14 protein-coding genes are annotated in these 17,976 nt (G+C 55.0%); 6 read left to right on the top strand and 8 right to left on the bottom strand.

What is annotated here, in order from left to right; translation table 11 throughout:
- Positions 1 to 2 precede the first annotated feature (2 nt).
- Both CA85_RS21930 and CA85_RS21925 read left to right on the top strand, forming a co-directional pair.
- Positions 3 to 299, top strand: a complete 297-nt coding sequence (locus tag CA85_RS21930; RefSeq protein WP_146393504.1) for a hypothetical protein — start codon at positions 3 to 5, stop codon at positions 297 to 299.
- Between the two features lie 710 nt (positions 300 to 1,009).
- Complete coding sequence (locus CA85_RS21925) at positions 1,010 to 2,086, top strand: transposase (protein WP_146393503.1); 1,077 nt, start codon at positions 1,010 to 1,012, stop codon at positions 2,084 to 2,086.
- A 943-nt stretch (positions 2,087 to 3,029) separates the two neighbouring features.
- Here the strand turns inward: CA85_RS21925 and CA85_RS21920 are convergent.
- Together CA85_RS21920 and CA85_RS21915 are read right to left on the bottom strand one after the other, a co-directional pair.
- Positions 3,030 to 4,220, bottom strand: a complete 1,191-nt coding sequence (locus CA85_RS21920; protein WP_146393502.1) for a Gfo/Idh/MocA family protein — start codon at positions 4,218 to 4,220, stop codon at positions 3,030 to 3,032.
- Positions 4,217 to 4,990, bottom strand: coding sequence for a phytanoyl-CoA dioxygenase family protein (locus tag CA85_RS21915; RefSeq protein WP_146393501.1), 774 nt, complete (start codon positions 4,988 to 4,990; stop codon positions 4,217 to 4,219). Before CA85_RS21915 ends, CA85_RS21920 begins: the two co-directional genes overlap by 4 nt.
- A gap of 182 nt (positions 4,991 to 5,172) precedes the next feature.
- Between CA85_RS21915 and CA85_RS25170 the strand changes: the two genes are divergently transcribed.
- Together CA85_RS25170 and CA85_RS26225 are read left to right on the top strand one after the other, a co-directional pair.
- Positions 5,173 to 5,343, top strand: coding sequence for a hypothetical protein (locus tag CA85_RS25170; RefSeq protein ID WP_186775128.1), 171 nt, complete (start codon positions 5,173 to 5,175; stop codon positions 5,341 to 5,343).
- Between the two features lie 190 nt (positions 5,344 to 5,533).
- A complete protein-coding gene (locus CA85_RS26225) occupies positions 5,534 to 5,995 on the top strand; it encodes an alpha-1,2-fucosyltransferase (RefSeq protein WP_391564935.1) in 462 nt (153 codons plus the stop codon).
- 126 nt (positions 5,996 to 6,121) lie between these two features.
- On the opposite strand, the gene CA85_RS21905 is transcribed toward CA85_RS26225, so the two are convergent.
- From CA85_RS21905 to CA85_RS21885, 5 genes are all read right to left on the bottom strand, one after another.
- A complete protein-coding gene (locus tag CA85_RS21905; protein WP_186775126.1) occupies positions 6,122 to 7,534 on the bottom strand; it encodes a hypothetical protein in 1,413 nt (470 codons plus the stop codon).
- A gap of 58 nt (positions 7,535 to 7,592) precedes the next feature.
- Positions 7,593 to 8,957 (bottom strand): hypothetical protein, encoded by a 1,365-nt coding sequence (locus tag CA85_RS21900; protein ID WP_146393499.1) that lies wholly within the window; start codon positions 8,955 to 8,957, stop codon positions 7,593 to 7,595.
- Between the two features lie 27 nt (positions 8,958 to 8,984).
- Positions 8,985 to 9,674 carry a hypothetical protein gene (locus CA85_RS21895; RefSeq protein ID WP_186775125.1) on the bottom strand — a complete coding sequence of 230 codons (690 nt, stop codon included), beginning with the start codon at positions 9,672 to 9,674 and terminating at the stop codon, positions 8,985 to 8,987.
- A gap of 3 nt (positions 9,675 to 9,677) precedes the next feature.
- Entirely contained in the window at positions 9,678 to 10,469 is a 792-nt protein-coding gene (locus CA85_RS21890) for a hypothetical protein (RefSeq protein ID WP_146393497.1), read from the bottom strand.
- Between the two features lie 556 nt (positions 10,470 to 11,025).
- On the bottom strand, positions 11,026 to 11,358 hold the full coding sequence (locus CA85_RS21885; protein WP_146393496.1) for a hypothetical protein: 333 nt from the start codon (positions 11,356 to 11,358) through the stop codon (positions 11,026 to 11,028).
- Between the two features lie 28 nt (positions 11,359 to 11,386).
- On the opposite strand from CA85_RS21885, the gene CA85_RS21880 reads away from it, so the two are divergent.
- Together CA85_RS21880 and CA85_RS21875 are read left to right on the top strand one after the other, a co-directional pair.
- Positions 11,387 to 17,026 carry an RHS repeat domain-containing protein gene (locus tag CA85_RS21880; protein WP_222435500.1) on the top strand — a complete coding sequence of 1,880 codons (5,640 nt, stop codon included), beginning with the start codon at positions 11,387 to 11,389 and terminating at the stop codon, positions 17,024 to 17,026.
- Positions 17,027 to 17,029: 3 nt separating this feature from the next.
- On the top strand, positions 17,030 to 17,332 hold the full coding sequence (locus CA85_RS21875; RefSeq protein WP_146393494.1) for a hypothetical protein: 303 nt from the start codon (positions 17,030 to 17,032) through the stop codon (positions 17,330 to 17,332).
- Between the two features lie 163 nt (positions 17,333 to 17,495).
- On the opposite strand, the gene CA85_RS25460 is transcribed toward CA85_RS21875, so the two are convergent.
- Positions 17,496 to 17,976: hypothetical protein (locus CA85_RS25460; RefSeq protein WP_222435499.1), on the bottom strand; the 481-nt coding region annotated here is incomplete at its 5' end.

The raw sequence follows: 17,976 nt of genomic DNA, 5'->3' as shown, positions 1-17,976 counted from the left end.
CGGTGAAGTATAGTATTCGTACGCTTGTCATTCTAGCGATCACGCTTTCAGGAATGTTTGCGTTTGCCTCGGGTTCAGTGCCTTTGCTGGATGGTCCGATGAGAAGCAAGACTATTGCAAGCATTTTTGTGGGAGTTGGAGTTCTTGCAATTTTTCCGATCGGCATACTTTTGAGTGCCGCGAGCTTCGCGTATGATCAAAATTCTAGTGGTGATGTCGCTTGGCTTGGAGCGTTTGTAGCGGCTATTGTCGCCGCGATCATCTTTGCGATCTATATGCTCGTGCCAGTAGCCGTTTAAAGCGAAGAAGATTAAATAAGATTAAGGTGTCCGGTACGAATGGCATTGTCTACGCTGTTTTACGAGCATTTCGGCGGATTCGCAGGGTCCTGAAGCGTAGCAAGCGGCGTTCTCTCTACGTACCCGGCAAAATTGGCCCGGCCCAGGCGCACTCAGTGGTTGCTGATGGCTTCCCTCGTCTTCCTAGAGAGACCAAAGGTGTCGGACACCGATTAGCCACTAGTTGCACCGGAGTTGAGCATTGAAGCGGTAGCCGACAGGCTGCCGTTTTTCGTTGGCGGACAGGAAGTCCGCCACACTTGCGGCACGAAGCCGCTCAGGCGTTGGTTCTTCCGACAAGCGAAGCGGACGCACCGACGCACACGAAGTGCGTCGCGGCTGTTTCGGCTGGATGCCGCCACCCTCCGATAGATCGCTGAACGACGGCGACAGGACGTCGCCGCATGATTTAAGCCCGGCGGCAGGATGCCGCCCGGCGAACGCGGTCAAGGAAGGCCAGCGAAGCGAGGCCGACGCCGCGTTCGCCGGGTCGTAGCGACGGCAGCGCAGGGAAGGCGCAGTGAGGAGGCTTTGCGACGAACGAAGACCGCACCGAAGGAGAGCAAAAAGGGACAGGCAATTTCTGCTTGACCGTCCTGCTCAAGAGCGTACTATGAGGGTGGTCGCAACGGTTATGCGGCCCTGATGTTCCTCTTTGTGGAGTCGATCTGATGCCTCGTCAAGCTCGTGGTGAAGTTCTCGATCCATCCGAAGTCCAGGTGGTTCACTGCATTCAGAGATGTGTGCGCCGAGCGTTTCTCTGTGGAGACGACCCGTTGACGGGCAATTCGTACGAGCACCGGCGAGGTTGGATTCGTGATCGGCTAGAGTTCCTAGCTTCGGTCTTCGCTGTGGATTGCTTGACTTTTTCGGTGATGCATAACCATATTCACCTCGTTCTTCGCAGTCGCCCAGACGTTGTGGCGGCCTGGTCCGACGAGGAGGTGGCCCGGCGTTGGTTGCGGTTGTTTCCTCGGCGGCGAAATGATGACGGTTCGCCCGCCGACCCCAGCAAGCCGGAACTGGACATGATTCTCAATCAGCCTGAAGTGCTGGCTGAAAGACGCTCGCGACTGTCCGATATCAGTTGGTGGATGCGCTGCACGGCTGAAAATATTGCTCGACGTAGCAACGCCGAGGATTCAGTTACCGGCCACTTTTGGGAAGGAAGATACCGAGCACAAATTTTGCTCGATGAATCCAGTTTACTCGTCTGTGCGGCGTACGTTGATCTGAATCCGATTCGTGCTGCCTTGGCGGAAACTCCGGAGACCAGCGACTACACCGGAGCAAAGGATCGGATCGACGATCTGAGCGAACGGGAGGATCGCAGTCGGCCCAGCACTCACGAGTGGGAGCGGAGTCGTCGACGGCGACGTAGCGGTTGGATGAGTCCGATCGAGATTGACGAACAGTCCGATGCGACGGGGCCTGCTGTTGAAACTTCGGGGCGTCGGGCCAGCAGCAAGGGATTCCTACCGGTATCGATGGCGAGGTATTTGGAATTGCTCGATTGGACAGGACGCCAGTTACGTGCTGATAAGATCGGTAGCATTCCAGATCACCTGACCCCGATCTTGCAGCGGATCGGATTGGACACTCACGGTTGGTGCGACGTGGTGCGAAAGTTTGGTCGCATCTTCAAGCGGGCGGCGGGCACGCCGGAGAGTCTCGCGGGTGAAGCGTGCCGTCGCGGTCAGGGCTGGTTGTGTGCCCGCGAAAACCCGCTAGGCCTCTCTTCGGTCTGAACCGACACCCCATTCTTTTGATTTCGCAGTCAGCCGTCGCGGTGCCCGCTGCGCGGTCAGTAACCGTTCAGCAATTTTTGCTGGCGCCGTCCGTATCAGATCGCCGATTTCGCCAGTGATGCACCTGGTTTCAATTGTCTGTCGCGTGCCTTCCGCATGGAGACACGCGTGACAAAAGTCGGCTGATCTTGGCTGACGGAAATTTCGATTTCGAAAGCATGATGCGATGCGATCGGTTTGAAAGCAGTTCAGTCGCGAAGTAGACCGCTCAGAGGGTCTGTCAGCAGCAAGCATCTTGCCAAAACGGCGCAAAGCCCCCGACCTAAGTGTTACCGACCGAATTGCGGTCGCACTTTCTGCCAAATTATGACTGTATGGATTTGAGGCCCGAATTGGTCGTTTTGCCGAATTGCTGAGTATTTTGGAGAGCCCGTTTGTGGGTTTTGCGATGGGAAGCTTGAAACGTCCAACGATTTAATGTGGATCGTGCTGTCGGCAACTTCCCGGCTGGTCCGAGATCGCCCCGGTCGCCAGGAACCTCGCGAGCTCAAACGCCGAAATCAATCAAAATATCCCAAGCTAAAAAAGCCTCGACCCAGCCGAGCCAAGCGGATCGCGGTCGAGCCCGTGAAACCACCAGAAAAGCCCTAAGTCCACGCCATTCGAGCCGAGCTCTGCAGAGGTGCTGGCTTGGCAAGGGATATCTCGGTCGATGGTACGCCAATGGTGTTGCCGGTCCCTGGCGGACATTCGTTCGTCAGGGACGCATTTTTGTAAGATTATTGGATACTTGAGCCATGCCTAGAAAAAACCTTCCCCCTGTGCTCCGCGCACGCTTCCGTCGGATGAGCCAAGAAAATCCCCTATTCGGCCCTGGATCCGAAACCGGACAGTTCCGACTGATTGGAGGAAGGACATCATGCGATGGGCGGCGGCGTGGTGTTCACTGCACGCGTTGGCTGATCTCGCCGGTCAAAGTGTTGCGGAGAATCAGCTTGGTTTTGCCGTCGGGCATCCGCTCGCGTTTGACCAGTTCGTGATCTTTGTCGAATGCTCGCGAGAGACGGCTTGTTTCGTTGGCCCCCTGGCCGTGCCAGAGCGGCAGGTCGATGGGTTCCCAGCGTTTGGTATCGATGGACCGATAGCTCGCGTCCATGATCGCATTGACAACATAGCCATCGTAGAATGTTTCGGCGGGCTCATGCCCTTGCTCAAACGCATCGAGCATGTCGGCGAACATGTTGGTGTATCCCAACGCAGCAACTTCATCACCGACGGGGAACATCCATCCTCTGCTGCTCTCGGACTTCTCAGCAACGTACTGCGTCGATTCTTTCGCCGAGTACATTTCCATGCCCGTTCGCAGCCAATGATTCAGCCACAAGGTGCCTTCGGTACCGGCGACTTCATCCCGCAGGTCCATGCCGCCGCGGAATGCCCAGCTCACTTCGAATTGCCCGATGGCACCATTTTCGTAGCGAACCATCCCCACCGCATGGTCTTCGGATTCGATCGGATGGACTTGGGTATCTCCCCAGCACACGACTTCGACTGGGCGTACCTCTTTTCCAATAAAAGATCGGGCGATTTCGATGCAGTGGCAGCCCATGTCGATGATGGCCCCGCCGCCGGCGCGAGCCCTGTCAAAGAACCAGTCGCTGTGTGGGCCGGGGTGGGTTTCGCGGGATCGCACCCAGAGGACTCTGCCGAGATCCCCGGCCTGGACAGACTGCAGCCCCTTGAGGGTTTTCGGTGGATAGACGAGATCTTCCAGATAGCCATGAAAGACGCCTGCATCTTCCACCGCGCGTAGCATCCGCAGCCCCTCGGCAGCGTTGCGTCCCAGCGGCTTGGTACACAGCACGGCTTTGCCAGCTCCGGCTGCAGCGGTGACTGCCTGCTCGTGCAGATCGTTCGGCAACGCCACTACCACGACATCAATACCCGGGTCGTTGACCGCTTCGGCCAAGTTCGTCGTCGAGCGAGCCACGTTCCACGTGGAGGCAAACGCAGCCGCTTTCTCTGCCGAACGAGAATAGACGAGGTCCACATGGTCGCGACTCCGCCCGCCATGCAATGCCTGTGTGTAGCAGGAACCGATCAAGCCGGTCCCGAGCATGGCAATGCCGGTCATGAGGAGCACCCCGACGGCGACGTCAATCGTGTTCGCACTCGCTCGTCATCCCACCGCTGCAAAGGCTGGTAGCTGGCATGTTTTCCCGAGACGAAGGGGTCGTTGTGGCGAGTGTTGTAGCAACAGATCAGTGACCAACGCGGGTGCTCGCTCTCGTTCTTGTCACTGCGATGCAACAGATTCGCGTGGAAAAAAAGAACGTCACCGGGCTGCATCTCGCAGTAGACCAACTCGTGGTGCTTCATCGCATGTTCCACGCGTTCCATATCGGCACCGACCTGTTGGCCGGACTTGCCGTGATCGACACGACCGATCTTGTGCGATCCCTTGAGCACCTGCAGGCAACCGTTCTCGCGATGGGCGTGATCGACGGCAACCAAGGCGCTGCCCATGTCGGGATACAGGCAACCGAAATTGTACCAATACCCGTAGTCCTGATGCCATTCCCAGGCTCCGCCCACACGAGGTTCCTTGAGCATCATCTTGTGATGATAGTGATACACCTCTGACCCGAGCAGTGATTCCATCGTGTCAGCGATTCGGTGTGAACGCACCACGGCTGTGTACATGGATTCGTCATCGAGGTCGTCGCGAACGGCCAAGCGGCTCTCTCCGCCTGTTGCATCTTTACGAGTTTTCGCCTCGCGATCGAGCGCGCGATCGGCCTTCGAATAACGCAGCAATCCGGCCATCTCGTCGGCATCAAAGACAGCGGGTAACAACACGTACCCATCGCGTTGAAAAGCCTGGATTTGTTCGGTACTAGGCATCTGACCACCTGTGAGAGAATTCGGCCGTGGGCTCGGATTGTATCTCGATTGATTCCATGCGTGAACCTCGCCCGCAGATGATTTGTGCGCGCACTCACCAGAGCGTACACTGGATCCGGCACGATTCTTCAACAGGCGACGATGCCGTTGACTCCCCAAGATCCTACTAGAGATATATTCGCATGCGTTTGCATCTGACGGTTCCGTTCACGCTCGCTCTCTTGTTTGCCACATCACAGGGTGTGCGGGCGGCCGACCTGCCACCGGTCGACAAGCGGGACGACGTCAAACCTCGCAACGTGGTGTTCATTTTGACCGACGATCAGGGATGCTTCGCAACGATGATCGAATGAAAACGCCACGAAAAAGGCATTTCCAGCGTGATTTTCGGCGATTGCAAATTGCAGCAAAGTGACCCAAATTAAGATGAAATAACGGAGATTAGCTACACTTTGCTACACTGAAGATAAGCGAGAGCTGAATTTCGCCGCGTCAACGAGCGCCGCCAGCAGCAGTCCTACCAGACGCTACCCTACGCACATCGTGAAGAGTCAGTTTCGTTTCACTGACGAATTGTCTCGCGCAACGTTGGCGGGATTTAGGAACGCGGGTCAAAGACGAACGTTGCTGTCAGTGCGGCGTGGTGATTTCGTCAACAACTGGAAATACTTTCAGCTAAGCAAAGATTTTTACCTCCAGGCATTGGCGTCGTTGGGCAATGACCGTGAAGTGTTCGTAACCAGTGACGATTTTAATTATTGCCGAGACGCATTCGATGGACTCGGATTCGTGTTTGCGGAGGGCCTCACGGCGATCGAGCAACTTTGTCTTGGTGCCAGTTGCGATGATTTTATTATCAGCAATTCCACCTTTTCGTGGTGGCAAGCGTGGCTTGGAGAGCGGAATGGGTCCCGAGTTATTCGCCCGCTACGAAACTTCAGCGATGCTCGCAAGGAAGACGAGAAAGACTTTTGGCCTTCGCGATGGACTATCCACTCAAGCTAATCTCGCAAACTGTACTCTGGAGTGGGATAGGCTAACGCAACATGGCCTGCTTCACTACAGTCAAGATGACGCGTTGACGTTTCGCAGGGACAACGTTCGCGATGTAGTTCGACGCAGTGAAACGAATTAGCCACCAAAACCCGGGAGCATACCACTCAGTTGACTACAAGCTTCCATTATCGCCGGAACGCCAGGGATGACACTCGCCCGCTCAACGAAACTCTTCTCGTACTCTGACTTTCGGTCTAGGGCTTCTCGCAACATTCCTTTCTCGGCTTCGATCGACATCCGGTCTCGAACACGGCCTCGGATTTGGCTACCACGAACAAGAGGATGCAACCGCAGTGCTGAGAACTGCACCTCGTCCCCGCCGATAATGCGTTGCGGATTGTCCTGTTGGAATGATGTCAGCGATGTATAGACACCGCTTCTTACGCGAGGAAACCAATATTCTTCGTTGCCGCCGTTAGGCAGGACTGGCCGCAAAACCATCAGATCGATGATGGAACCGTAGTTCGATTCGCTTGCCCTCGATGAAATGCTTGAAACCGTGGTCGCTGAACCGATCGGCTCTTCACGTTTCACGAAGCCAGTTAGTCTTGCCGACGTTTGCCTGCTGCTGATGCCGCCAGTCTGATTGCGTTGACCCAGTGAGGTCTGGCTATAGCCAACCAAGCCAACATGGTCGCCCGCAATCAATTCAATGTCGCCTGCCGGAGTCATCCGAATGAGTTCCAAAGGAAAGTTGCGAACGGGATCGCCTTGACGCTTCAACTGAACGATATATACGTTATCGTATTCAGAGTAGAGTCCATTCTGAAGACGCCAGAGTTCCGCCTTCGCACTGCTTTCGCTCTGAGATGAACCAACAACAACATTGGTGGAAGCGTCAGTACTAACGGTTGCGGACTGCTCACCCATGGCACTTGGAGCAATGATCGCGGCAATCTCCTTCAAAAGAGCATTTTGTTGACTGTTTAGTTCACCAGGCCGGTGCTCCGATCGCAGCGTTTGGATACTCTTTGGCGTATCGATCAACTCTGCGAGTTTCTCGGTTTTTTCTGCCGACGACTCAGCTGGCACGACGCCCTCAAAAATGCTGGAGATTATCACGAAACGCTCATTATGAGTCACGTCACCATCAAACGCGCCCTGCTCAGCAGCTATCACTAAGTTGTCCAATGCTCTGGCTACCTTGAAATTTGGCTTTGGAGCCTCTGCCGCCGTCAACTCTGCGCTAGAAATCCCCGGCAACATCCGGGGATCTGCACCTCCCGCCAGTTGCCGCGAGACACGGTCGGCGACACCTGGTCGAATAGACTTCTGAATTGCCTCAGATAACGTCATCCCCTCGTCGCCGATTGCCAATGTCTTCGCTTCCGCAAACGTTCCGCCGGTCGTCACCGTACCGGATGGCTGAGTTGAATGTTTCAGCAACAACGGTCGCTGTCGAACTCCCCCGATATGGCATCCAGTCAACAAAAAAAGCAACACAACCGATGGCGCTAGACGCAAGTCCGCGTCGTGAATCTTTGTCATGATTTCCATCCGTCGAAAGTGTTGCCGGGTTTTGACTGCGTACTGAAAACAACGATGCTTATTGAGCCAGCGAGACTTTGACGCCCATGGTTGACTCGACATCATCAATGTGTGATGCGACGAGAGCACCCGAATCATTGGTTTTTGCGTGAACGAGGCCAACCACGTAGAAGACGGAATGATCCGTTGCTTCGGTTAACAACAAAGATCCGCTGTCACCTGGCAGCAGCATGGGATTATCGTCGACCGACTCAACCAATATCTGGTTGTCCATATCAATGCCATTCAATCGAACGGTGGCATTGACGCTCTGTACGATGCCATTGGTCCGTCCGCTGACCGCGCCAATCTTGAACGCAAAAGTGCGGTGCTCGTCCGGCCACGTCAATTTCGTGCTGAGATACTGGTCAGGTAAGCCGATGTTTTTGATCGTTCGCTTAAACTCGCGATTCATGGGGCCTGGGCGTATGATTGAGCAATCAACTTGCCGCTGGCCATCCACCGAGGGGACGCTCGCGCGGACCACCTTGCCGATGATCGCCGAACTCCCATCGGGCGTTTGGCAGTCGGCCGGTTGCACGATTGCCTCACCTTCCGATCCGGCGACGTGGAAATTGGTGATGAATACTGGGCGAAATCCGTCAAAGACAATTCCACCTAAAGTACCAGCGTTTTGATGATTATTGTCCCTGGCAATCTGAATGCCACCAACAATGGGGTTCTCGTAGCCCGTCGCGATTGCTGCGGACGCGGATGAATTCGGTGGATCAAAAGTAACGTAGGATCTCTCCACAACGTCAACTGGAACGCCTTCAATTTCTTTTGGAAGCATTTGAGCTATCCGTGGATCAATGAACCGAGGGTCGTTTGGATCAAGTTTGAATTCGACATGAACGCGAATGCAACATTCTAGATCACTTGAGATCATCGCCTTATCTCCGCCGAACCTTCGCCGACGAAATCCGACATGCGTACCGCGCACGTTGGGTCGCTCCATCAATTCGTGTTTATGTCGAGAAAATACCTCTTGGGCGCGACGGCGTTCGGCAAAAATTTCCCCCCAACGCTCCAGCATGGCCGTCCGAACCGCATCGTTGTCAAGCGGCCGTTCGGGCGCATTGTCAATCGCATCGATCTGATGAAATTGACTCAGCGAATCGCGGATTTGGCTTTCATCCTGTCGGCCATCAGTCCTGGCAGGCTCGCCGCTTGTCGCGAGCATCTTCCGCATCATTTTCGCGGCGTTGTTGGCTCGCGAAAGCGATACCCCTCGAATTGCCTTGGCGACCGCGTGAGGATCCTCAATCAGTGCTTGCGAGGTATTTTCCCCATATTCCGCGAGAATAGCCTGGGCGGTTTTTTCGCCAATGCCATCGACCTCTAGCAACCAATCTAAGATCGATAGGGGCTGTTTGTGTGCCATGTAATTAGCCTCATCGAGCAAGAATAACTATCGAAGATCTACCGTTTGATCATAATCCGGTCGAGTGCCGCAGCGATCGCAGGAGTTCAAATGCGTCTCGACAAAACATTCAACATCTTGCTCGAACGTTTGTGAATTGATGTCGAACCGTTTGTAGGCGACCACTCGAGAATCGCGGTAAATGCCCTTGGCTTTCAGCGCGTCGACGGTACTTTGCTCCGCGCCGGTGGAAACCGAGAAGGCTCCAAATTGTTTGATCACGGTGCTCACCAACTCGGCAGTATCTGTGATCGTGGTGTCCTCTAGCGAGCTTGTGATCGACTTGAAATACTGTTCGTCCTGGTCAAAGGTCATTTTGACATCCAGCGTTCCGCTACCCGGTCGTTTAAAATCAACGATGAACACTTTGTCACTTTTGACTACCTCCGGGCGAATGCTCAGCAGTCGAGCCTTGCCCTCAAGTGGCTCGGTGGCGGTTTCCGCTGAAAGTTTAACAAAGTACGTTTCGTCAACGTAAATATCTAAGTGTGTAGGAACCTTCAACGTGATCGGAATTCCTTTAAATGGCCTCGCTTGACCGAAGATTTTTTCCTGTCCATTGGATTCGGCGGAAAAAGTATTGTCGTCGAATCGATTCAAGGCGGTGCTGCTAAACGACATGCACCCGCTTAATGTCAATGCGAGTAAACTGGCAGTCAGCGTAATAGTGGATCGCATATCTTACTCCAATAATTGAGTTGGTGCGTATTGGTCGCTTTCGATCCGACGTGATACCATATCCTGGGGCAAAGAAAGTATGCCATCGTCGTTCGGGCCTGCGTCATTGGACGCCGAGATAATCGCTCCTTCAAAAACATCGGTTGCACACCTATGGCAGTTGTTCATGTGCTGGGCGACGAAGCAGGCGACTTGATCTTCAAAATCTATCGTGTCAATGTCGAATCTTTTCCAAGCTACCATGCGATCTTCCGTGAAGTAGAGAACTGCTGGCGGGGGCCCGTTGTCGGTCCCAGTTCTTGTTGCCGTGGGAATTGCTTCGAAGATGGTGTTGATGGCGCCCGTGACATCCTTGATCGTTTCGTCAACGATTTTGTTTTCCAGCGTTTTGAAGTACTGCCGATTGTCATTGAGGTCATTTTTCTCGCCGAACTCCATCTTATAGTCTGAAGTGCCCGCGGCGGGACGCTTCACATCCACGGTAAAGACCTTGTCCGTGTAGATTAGATCAGTAACGAGACCAAGATGGCGGTTCTCACTAAAGAGTGGACGCAGTGTAGCGTCTTCCAACGAGAAGTAGATCTTCTCGTAGATGGCGATATCGACGTGCGTTGGGACACGCATCGTAATGGGGACTCCCTTGTAAGGTCGAGTCTCGCAATGCTTCTTAGGAACTCCATTCGAGTTGCCGATGAGTTCATCAGTTTCTATTCGATTGAGCAGCGTGCTGGTTACCGAAGTGCATCCAGTCATCATGCCCAGCAAAATTACTACGGGGGCAAATTTTGGCTTCATGTTTCCAATCCAACACGCACTCAAATCCCTGAATATCCGATCCAATCCGTAGGACTGTTTCTTAAGGCAAGTCATCGACAATCGGCGCGGCTGGCGCAATCAGTTTACGCGATAAATCTCTACCCCACCCAATCAGCCGGTGAAGTACTGGTATAATCGCTACAGCTTGCCAGCGTGCGCCGCGAGCAGAATTGTCGTGTGCGACTGGGGCTTCCACCGTGGCGGTTGGCGTAGCTTGGTGGGTTTCGATCTGGCTTGACGGACGATCCTATGTCACGACAACCGCGCCTTGCCGAAGTGGAGCTGTCAGTTGGCTCGGATTCACGGTGGATGACGTCGGTTTTTTGATCAAGATACTTTAAAATGAGGCGGTGTCAGCGGAATCGGTGGGTTTGACTAGGCGGCAATTTCTCGCCGAAATCGGGACAATTGCCCCGTCGGAATGCGTCGTTAAAGAGCCCCGTCGTCACTGGACCTGGATGCTATTCTTAAGAAAACGCCACCCCCCGCCAGTTTTATCGGTTGACTTTGTCTCATCATGCCTCAACACTGGTGCTTACTGAAGCAGTTCCCTGAGTCGGAAAAGTCGATCTATGAGTTCCAGCAGCAGTGGCGGATTTTCGAGTTCCAGCAGTTCACTCAATTCGAGTAGCTCATCCTCCAGCGGCTCGCTAAGTTCTTCATCGAGTTCGCATGCGAGCTCTTCGTCGAGCGGAGGCTCGTCGAGCAGTTCCTGGCTGTCGAGTTCATCGTCAAGTAATTGGCAAGGTCCAGGGCCTGAGCCTGATCCGACGCCACCTGAAACCTGCGATTTGCCGTCCGAAGGAAGTGGCGAAGAGGAATGTAAAAAGTGTGATGAGGCAAGCGGAGGAGTTGATTCAACCAGCAAGCGGCCCGTTCGCAACTTTAACGGTGAATTGCAGCTTGAAGTCACTGACATGCAAGCCATGGGTGCGGGCGGTCCCTGGGCACAGCGGCGTCAGTACAGCAATCAACTGCAAGGTCAGAGTGACGTAGGCCTGGGCTATAACTGGCTCCTCGAAGCTTGGCCTTACTTGCTCAAAGGGCCAGGCGGGGCTATCGCGTTTGTTCGCAGCACACGCAACGCGTTGTGGTTTGACCGCGTCGAATCCGGTGGCGACGTCTCCTTCGTTTCGCGTTACGGCGGTAAATCCACGCTGACGCACGACTGTGATTCGCGTCGATACGTCTTGGCTCAACCCTCCGGTGAGATCTGGTTCTTTAAAGATTTTGGTGATGAACCGTGTGATTCGTCTTCATCCTCTTCGGCTGCTTCTAGTGCGCAGCCGCTGCCTGGTCAATTGACCGGGATGATTGACGTATCGGGACAGCAGACCGATGTAGTTGCATACTCTGCATCTGGTCGGATCCAGACCATTCAGCGTGAAACTGTAGTGGGCAGCGACACCACCACAACCCAATTTGAATATGAATTCAATGGCATGGGACTCACCACCTCGGTGACCTACCGCCGCCAGGTCAACACGGACGGCTGGATCAACATCCGCCGTGTGACGTATGAATACTACGACGGCTCGAACAGCTTCGGCTCCTCGGGTGACCTGATGCGTGTTCGCATCCAGGAGCCGTCCGGGGCGACGTGGGTCAATGTCAAGCAGAGCTATTATCGCTACTACAAAACATCCGATCCGAAAGGTTTCCAGCACGGCTTGCGATACGTCGTCGAGCCGGATGGTTACGAAGATCTGCTGGCCGATTCACTCGACCCCACCGCGGTCAGCAACAGTGTGCTCCTGCAGTATTCCAAGTACTACTTTGAGTATGACGCGCAGCGTCGGGTGACCAAAGAGATCGTTGATCGCGGCTCACTCACGTATAGCTTTGCTTATGAGCAGAGTCTGAATACCGATGATTATAATCACTGGAGCCGCAAGACCACCGAGACTCGTCCAGGCGGTTCCGTGAATACGGTCTATACCAACTTCATCGGACAGGGCCTGCTCAGTGTGCTCACCTCCGGGTCAGATCAGTGGTTGACGGCTGATAAGTATAATGACGCGGGGCGACTCATCGAGACAGCTTTGCCTTCGTCTGTCGTCAGTTACGACCCTGATGAGGCGGACCTAGGGATTACGCTGCGATCCAATGAGGGCCTTATCAAGCTGCGTAGTTACTACTCGACGACGGGCGGTGGTGCCGCTGCTGGATATCTGAAGTCGACATCGCTGAAGCAGGGTAGCGGCGGCACACCGGTCATCCAAAGCGAACTGGAATACACCGAAAGAACGGGTGGCGGAGCTACAATCTACCCGATCGCCAAGCAAACTCAGTTCCGCGACGATGCCGGTGCGGATCGACTTGCTACGACCTACGCCTATGAGTGGTATACCGACACGGTCCAAGTCAAGCAGCGAACGGCGACGTTACCTGTGGTGACGACAGCACAGAACGGTCCCAATACCGCGACGACTCAAAAGCAATTTTTTGACGAACGGGGTAACCTGACGTGGTCCATGGACGCCCGCGGGTTCATCACGCGAATGTTCTACGATCAAGTTCTCGGAGCGATGCTGCAGCGAATTAACGATGCCGACACCTCGATGCTCTCCGGCGTGCCAGCGGGCTGGAGCACACCGAGCGGCGGTGGAAAACACTTGATTTCTGATTACGAGATCGATTCACGGGGACGCACAACCCAACAACTGGGCCCTGTCCACACGATCGACATCGGCGGTACAGCCACTGCGGTGCGACGTGCCCGCTGGACGGTTTACAAAGATGCTGAGCACGCGACCTGGACCGCCAGCGGTTATGCCACTGGAACGGCACCTGCTTACACCAACACGCTGATCAACCCAGTCAACATCCAGCAACGGGATGCACGCGGCAATATTCTGGAGCAGATCCAAGTGTCGCGTGGATCAACCTCGGGCCGCTTGCAGCCGACCGATACATTCTCACAGGCCTCGTTCACCCGTTGGACCAGCTGGCAGTACACGGATTGCTGTCTGGTCTCGTCGACTCGCATCTATCACACCATCCCGGCCTCTGGCGAAGGAACCAGTGGGACCAACTACAACCAGACAACCTACGGCTACGACAGCCAGAAGCGGCAGAACCTGCAGATTTCCCCCGGCGGCACCATCAGCCAACGTGTTCACGACGTTCGCGACAACGTCATCGCGATCTTTGTGGGCACCAATGACACCGGGTCCACCGAGTCCGACCCGACCGGCGGCGGTGCCTCGGGCAACAACATGGTGCAGGTCAGCGGCTCTGTCTTCGACAACGGCAATGACGGGGGCGATAACAACCTGACCAGTCAGATCGCTTACGTCGATGGCGTCAACACCCGCACCACCGCGTACACCTATGACTGGCGCAATCGCCGCGTGGACACCAACGGGGAACTCGATGCCTTTGGACGGGTCACCTACGACAACCTGAACCGGGTGATCCAGTCCGACCGCTACGATACTTCCGCCAGCGGTAATCTCGTCTCCCGGAATGCAACCAAGTACGACAACCTGGGACGGGTTTACCAGTCCATTCGCTATGCAGTCGATCCCAACACGGGCACGGTCGGCAACCCGATCACTAGCAATACCTGGTTCGATGCGGTCGGCAACCCGGTCAAATCCATGACGGGAGGTTCGAGCCGCTTTACCAAACAGGTCTTCGACAGCACGGGCTGGATGGTCCACTCGTATACCGGCTATGGCAACGACACGACCTATGCCGATGCCTTGAACGTCACCGGCGACGTGATCCTCTCGCAAACGGACATGGCTTACGACGATGCGGGAAACTCGATCCAAGCCTCCAGGCGGCAGCGATACCACAATGCTTCGGCCGCCCAGACCGGTGAGTTGGGCTCTCCCTCGGCGACGCCGAATGCACGCGTTCAGTACTCAGCGAGCTATCCGGACGCCGTGGGCCGCATGATCGCCTCGGCCGAGTATGGAACCAACGGTGGCACGGCCCTGACCCGTTCGGCCACGATCCCCTCCAGCAGCGATACGATCCTCGTCTCCCGGCAAGTCTACGATAACGCGGGTCGACGGCGCGACAATATCGACCCTGCCGGCAAGATTTCGCGGACAATTTACGATGCGGCCAGTCGCCAGAGCGAAACGATCGATAACCTGGTCGATCCACCGGCCAGCTCGAGCACCGGCACTGCCTGCACAGCATCGGACGATCAGAACCAAACCGTGCAGTTCACCTACACACCCGATGGTGATCTCAAAACACTCACCGCCGTCAACGCCTCCACCGGCAATCAGGTGACGCAGTACATCTACGGGACCACACTGTCAGACAGCGCGATCGCGTCGAGCAGTCTGCTGCGTCGTGAAATCTACCCGGATTCAACCGGCACGTCTGATAGCGTCAGCTACACGTATAACCGCCAGTCCCAGCGGACCAGCCTCACGGATCAAAACGGTTCGACCCGCCAGTACGACTTTGACGCCCTCGGTCGTCAGACGCAGGACCGAGTGACGACCTTGGGTGCAGGCGTCGACGGAACCATCCGCCGGGTGGAGCAAACCTACGACGTTCGCGGGAATGTCTCGGCGGTGACGTGTTATAATAACTCGTCGGTCGGCAGCGGATCGATCGAGAATCAAATCACCCGGCAGTTCGATGGGTTCGGACAAGTGACGAAAACGTTCCAGTCGCACAGCGGCGCGGTCAACCCCGCCTCGACACCGAGCGTGGGACGGTCGTACACCGATGGCAGCGGCAACGTGCTGCGTCCCACCGCCACGCTCTATCCCAACGGGCGAGAAGTCACGCTCAACTACGGCAGCAGTGGCTCGATCACCGATAAACTGAACCAGGTGTCCAGCCTGATCGATGATGATTCGACCGTCTTAGCCGCCTACGAATACCTGGGTTCTGGCACCTTCGTCCAACAGGACAGCACACAGGCCGATCTACGTTACACGCTGATCTCGCCAACCCTGTCGACCGACCCCGACACTGGCGACATCTACAGCGGTCTGGATCGCTTCGGTCGAGTAAAGGGCGTTCGCTGGCGAGATGTCTCGGCAGGCACCGATCTGTCCCGGGTCGAATACGGCTACGACCGGGCCAGTAACCGCACTTGGCGAGAAAACCCATCCGATCCCAATCGAGAGCACGACTGGCTGTATCAGTATGACGGGCTCCATCGCCTGCAGTCCGCTCAACGTGGCCAGCTCAACGGCACGCACACCGCGATCACGACGCTCGACGCCGCCCAATGCTGGACGCTCGACCCGACTGGTAACTGGAAAGAATTCCGGCAGGACGAGAACGGGGACGGTACCTGGGATTTCAATCAAACGCGGACGGCGAACGAAGTCAACGAGATCACCGACATCAGCAACACGCCAAGCGACATCTGGGCCACGCCTGCCTATGACAAGAATGGCAACACGACCACCAACCCTCGGCCTGACCTGGGTACCGACGCCACGATGACTGCGACGTTTGATGCGTGGAACCGAATGACGAAGCTGGTTGATGACGCGACATCGAACGTGCTCCTAGAAAACCAGTTCGACGGCCGCAACTTCCGCGTCGCTGCCAAGGAGTACACCTCGGGAACACTCGCTCGGACGCGTGAGTACTACTTCACCGACGCCTGGCAGTGTGTCGAGGAACACGTCGACACCTCCAACACGCCTCGCCGACAATATGTGTGGGGCATGCGTTACATAGATGATCTCGTACTCCGCGACCGTGACATCTCGCCGTCGGGAGGACTCTTGACCGAGCGACTGTACTACCTTGCCGATGCGAACTGGAATACGACGGCGGTTGTGAGTGATTCAGGTAGCGTGCAAGAACGCTACGAGTACGACCCGTACGGCAACCTCAGCATCTTTGAAGCCAACTTCACGCCGCGAGCGATCAGCAATTACGGCGTCCACTACACGCACACCAGCCGCGAGTGGACACCGGCTGCTGGGCTGTATTACTTCCGGAACCGTTGGTACGACGCGTTGCTAGGCAGGTTTAGCTCCAGAGACCCCATCGGGTATGAGGGGAGTCCCTATGGCTTGTACGAATTCCTCAGCTCAGCGCCCGTTATCTATTCCGATTCGGCAGGATTGTCAACTGAATTAATTGAAGCAATGGAACCAGCGGCTGCTTGTAACTACTCTGATAAAATCGACTGCGATGAAGCTTGTAGAGTTGCTTTGGCCGATCCTAATATAAGGAAGAATAGTGTTGGAACAGTCATTTGCAACGATGGACTCAAATGCCCTTGTTTTTTCGGGATCAAAGCACGCAACATCATGCCAGGCCAGTGTCCAGCATTGGAGCGAATCGTAATTGATCACGAGCGAGAGCACTTCAAAGATGTTGAATGCCCTAAGGAAGGAATCGATCGAGGAATGCCGAAACCTGAAGTTAACATGAAGGACAGGGAGTGTGAGCTTCGGATTCAATCTGTTCAAGATTTACTTCGCGCTATCGATGGCGCGCCAGAAGGAAGATGCAAGGAAGCGATGAAAGATGAACGTGACGATCTCACTGATTGGCTAGCCGTCAATTGTATTCATATCTTGACTAGAGACTAATCAATGTTCAAAACAACCATCATTTGCATCATGCTAACAACAATGTTGTTCGCGCCTGCACATGCTGCAACGACGAACGAGGATCACGTTAAACTATCGCCTTCGGACAAAGCGATTGTCGAGATGTTTGCCAAAACCCTGAACGCAACGGCGAAGGAACGTAAAGGACGCGATTACAAAATCCAATTGTATCGTGGAAAGAAAGGATGGACCGTTCATTACCGTTTTTTGCCTGCCACAATTGGTGATGAGCTTTTCTGCAAGATCGAGAAAGACGGTTCAGTTACTGTCAAAGGAGGATTCTGAGTATCGGGAGAAGCCAAATGGGTCATGCGTGAATGCCGCGAGTATTAGCCGTAAGTCCTTCATGCCGCTGACCTTCGGGAGGCGTGGCGTGGCTGTTTCATCGTGGGGTATGGTTTGGGTCGGCGCTTAATTTCACGGGGATGAATTCTCGGTTTTCGGTCGCCTATCGGATGGTCGGCAATCGAGTGCAGCAATGCCTGTTCGAGCGCATCAATACGTTCGCTTTCAGCTTGAAGGTTTTCTGCAAAGGCATTGAGCGCTTGAACGGCACCCTTGTGACTGAGACGCTTCGGACTCGTACCAACGCGGTGGGCGGGTAACAGTTTAGTCCCCGGTATCGCTTTTGGAATTCCATCAGCCGAACATGGCGGCAGACGGTAAGTGATTCCACAGCCTCGATGCTGGCATGATACGGCGAAGTTTCGGAACGCATCGCCTCCATTTTTTGGTTGGCACTACGCACTGGATCGTGGGTCGCGCGATGGCGATGAATGCGCAGCACACAACCCAATTCATCTGTTACCGGCCTTTTTGATGTCGCATTTTTGGCCGAATTGAGACTGTAGGGATTTGGCGGTGATTTTGGCGTGTTGGCCGAATTGGTGCGAAATTTGGAGAAGCATTTCGCGCCGCTCTTCTTGGCC

The sequence above is a fragment of the Allorhodopirellula solitaria genome (genome assembly GCF_007859855.1).
Classification (GTDB): Bacteria; Planctomycetota; Planctomycetia; order Pirellulales; family Pirellulaceae; genus Rhodopirellula; species Rhodopirellula solitaria.
This window is presented reverse-complemented; position numbering and strand designations above follow the sequence as displayed.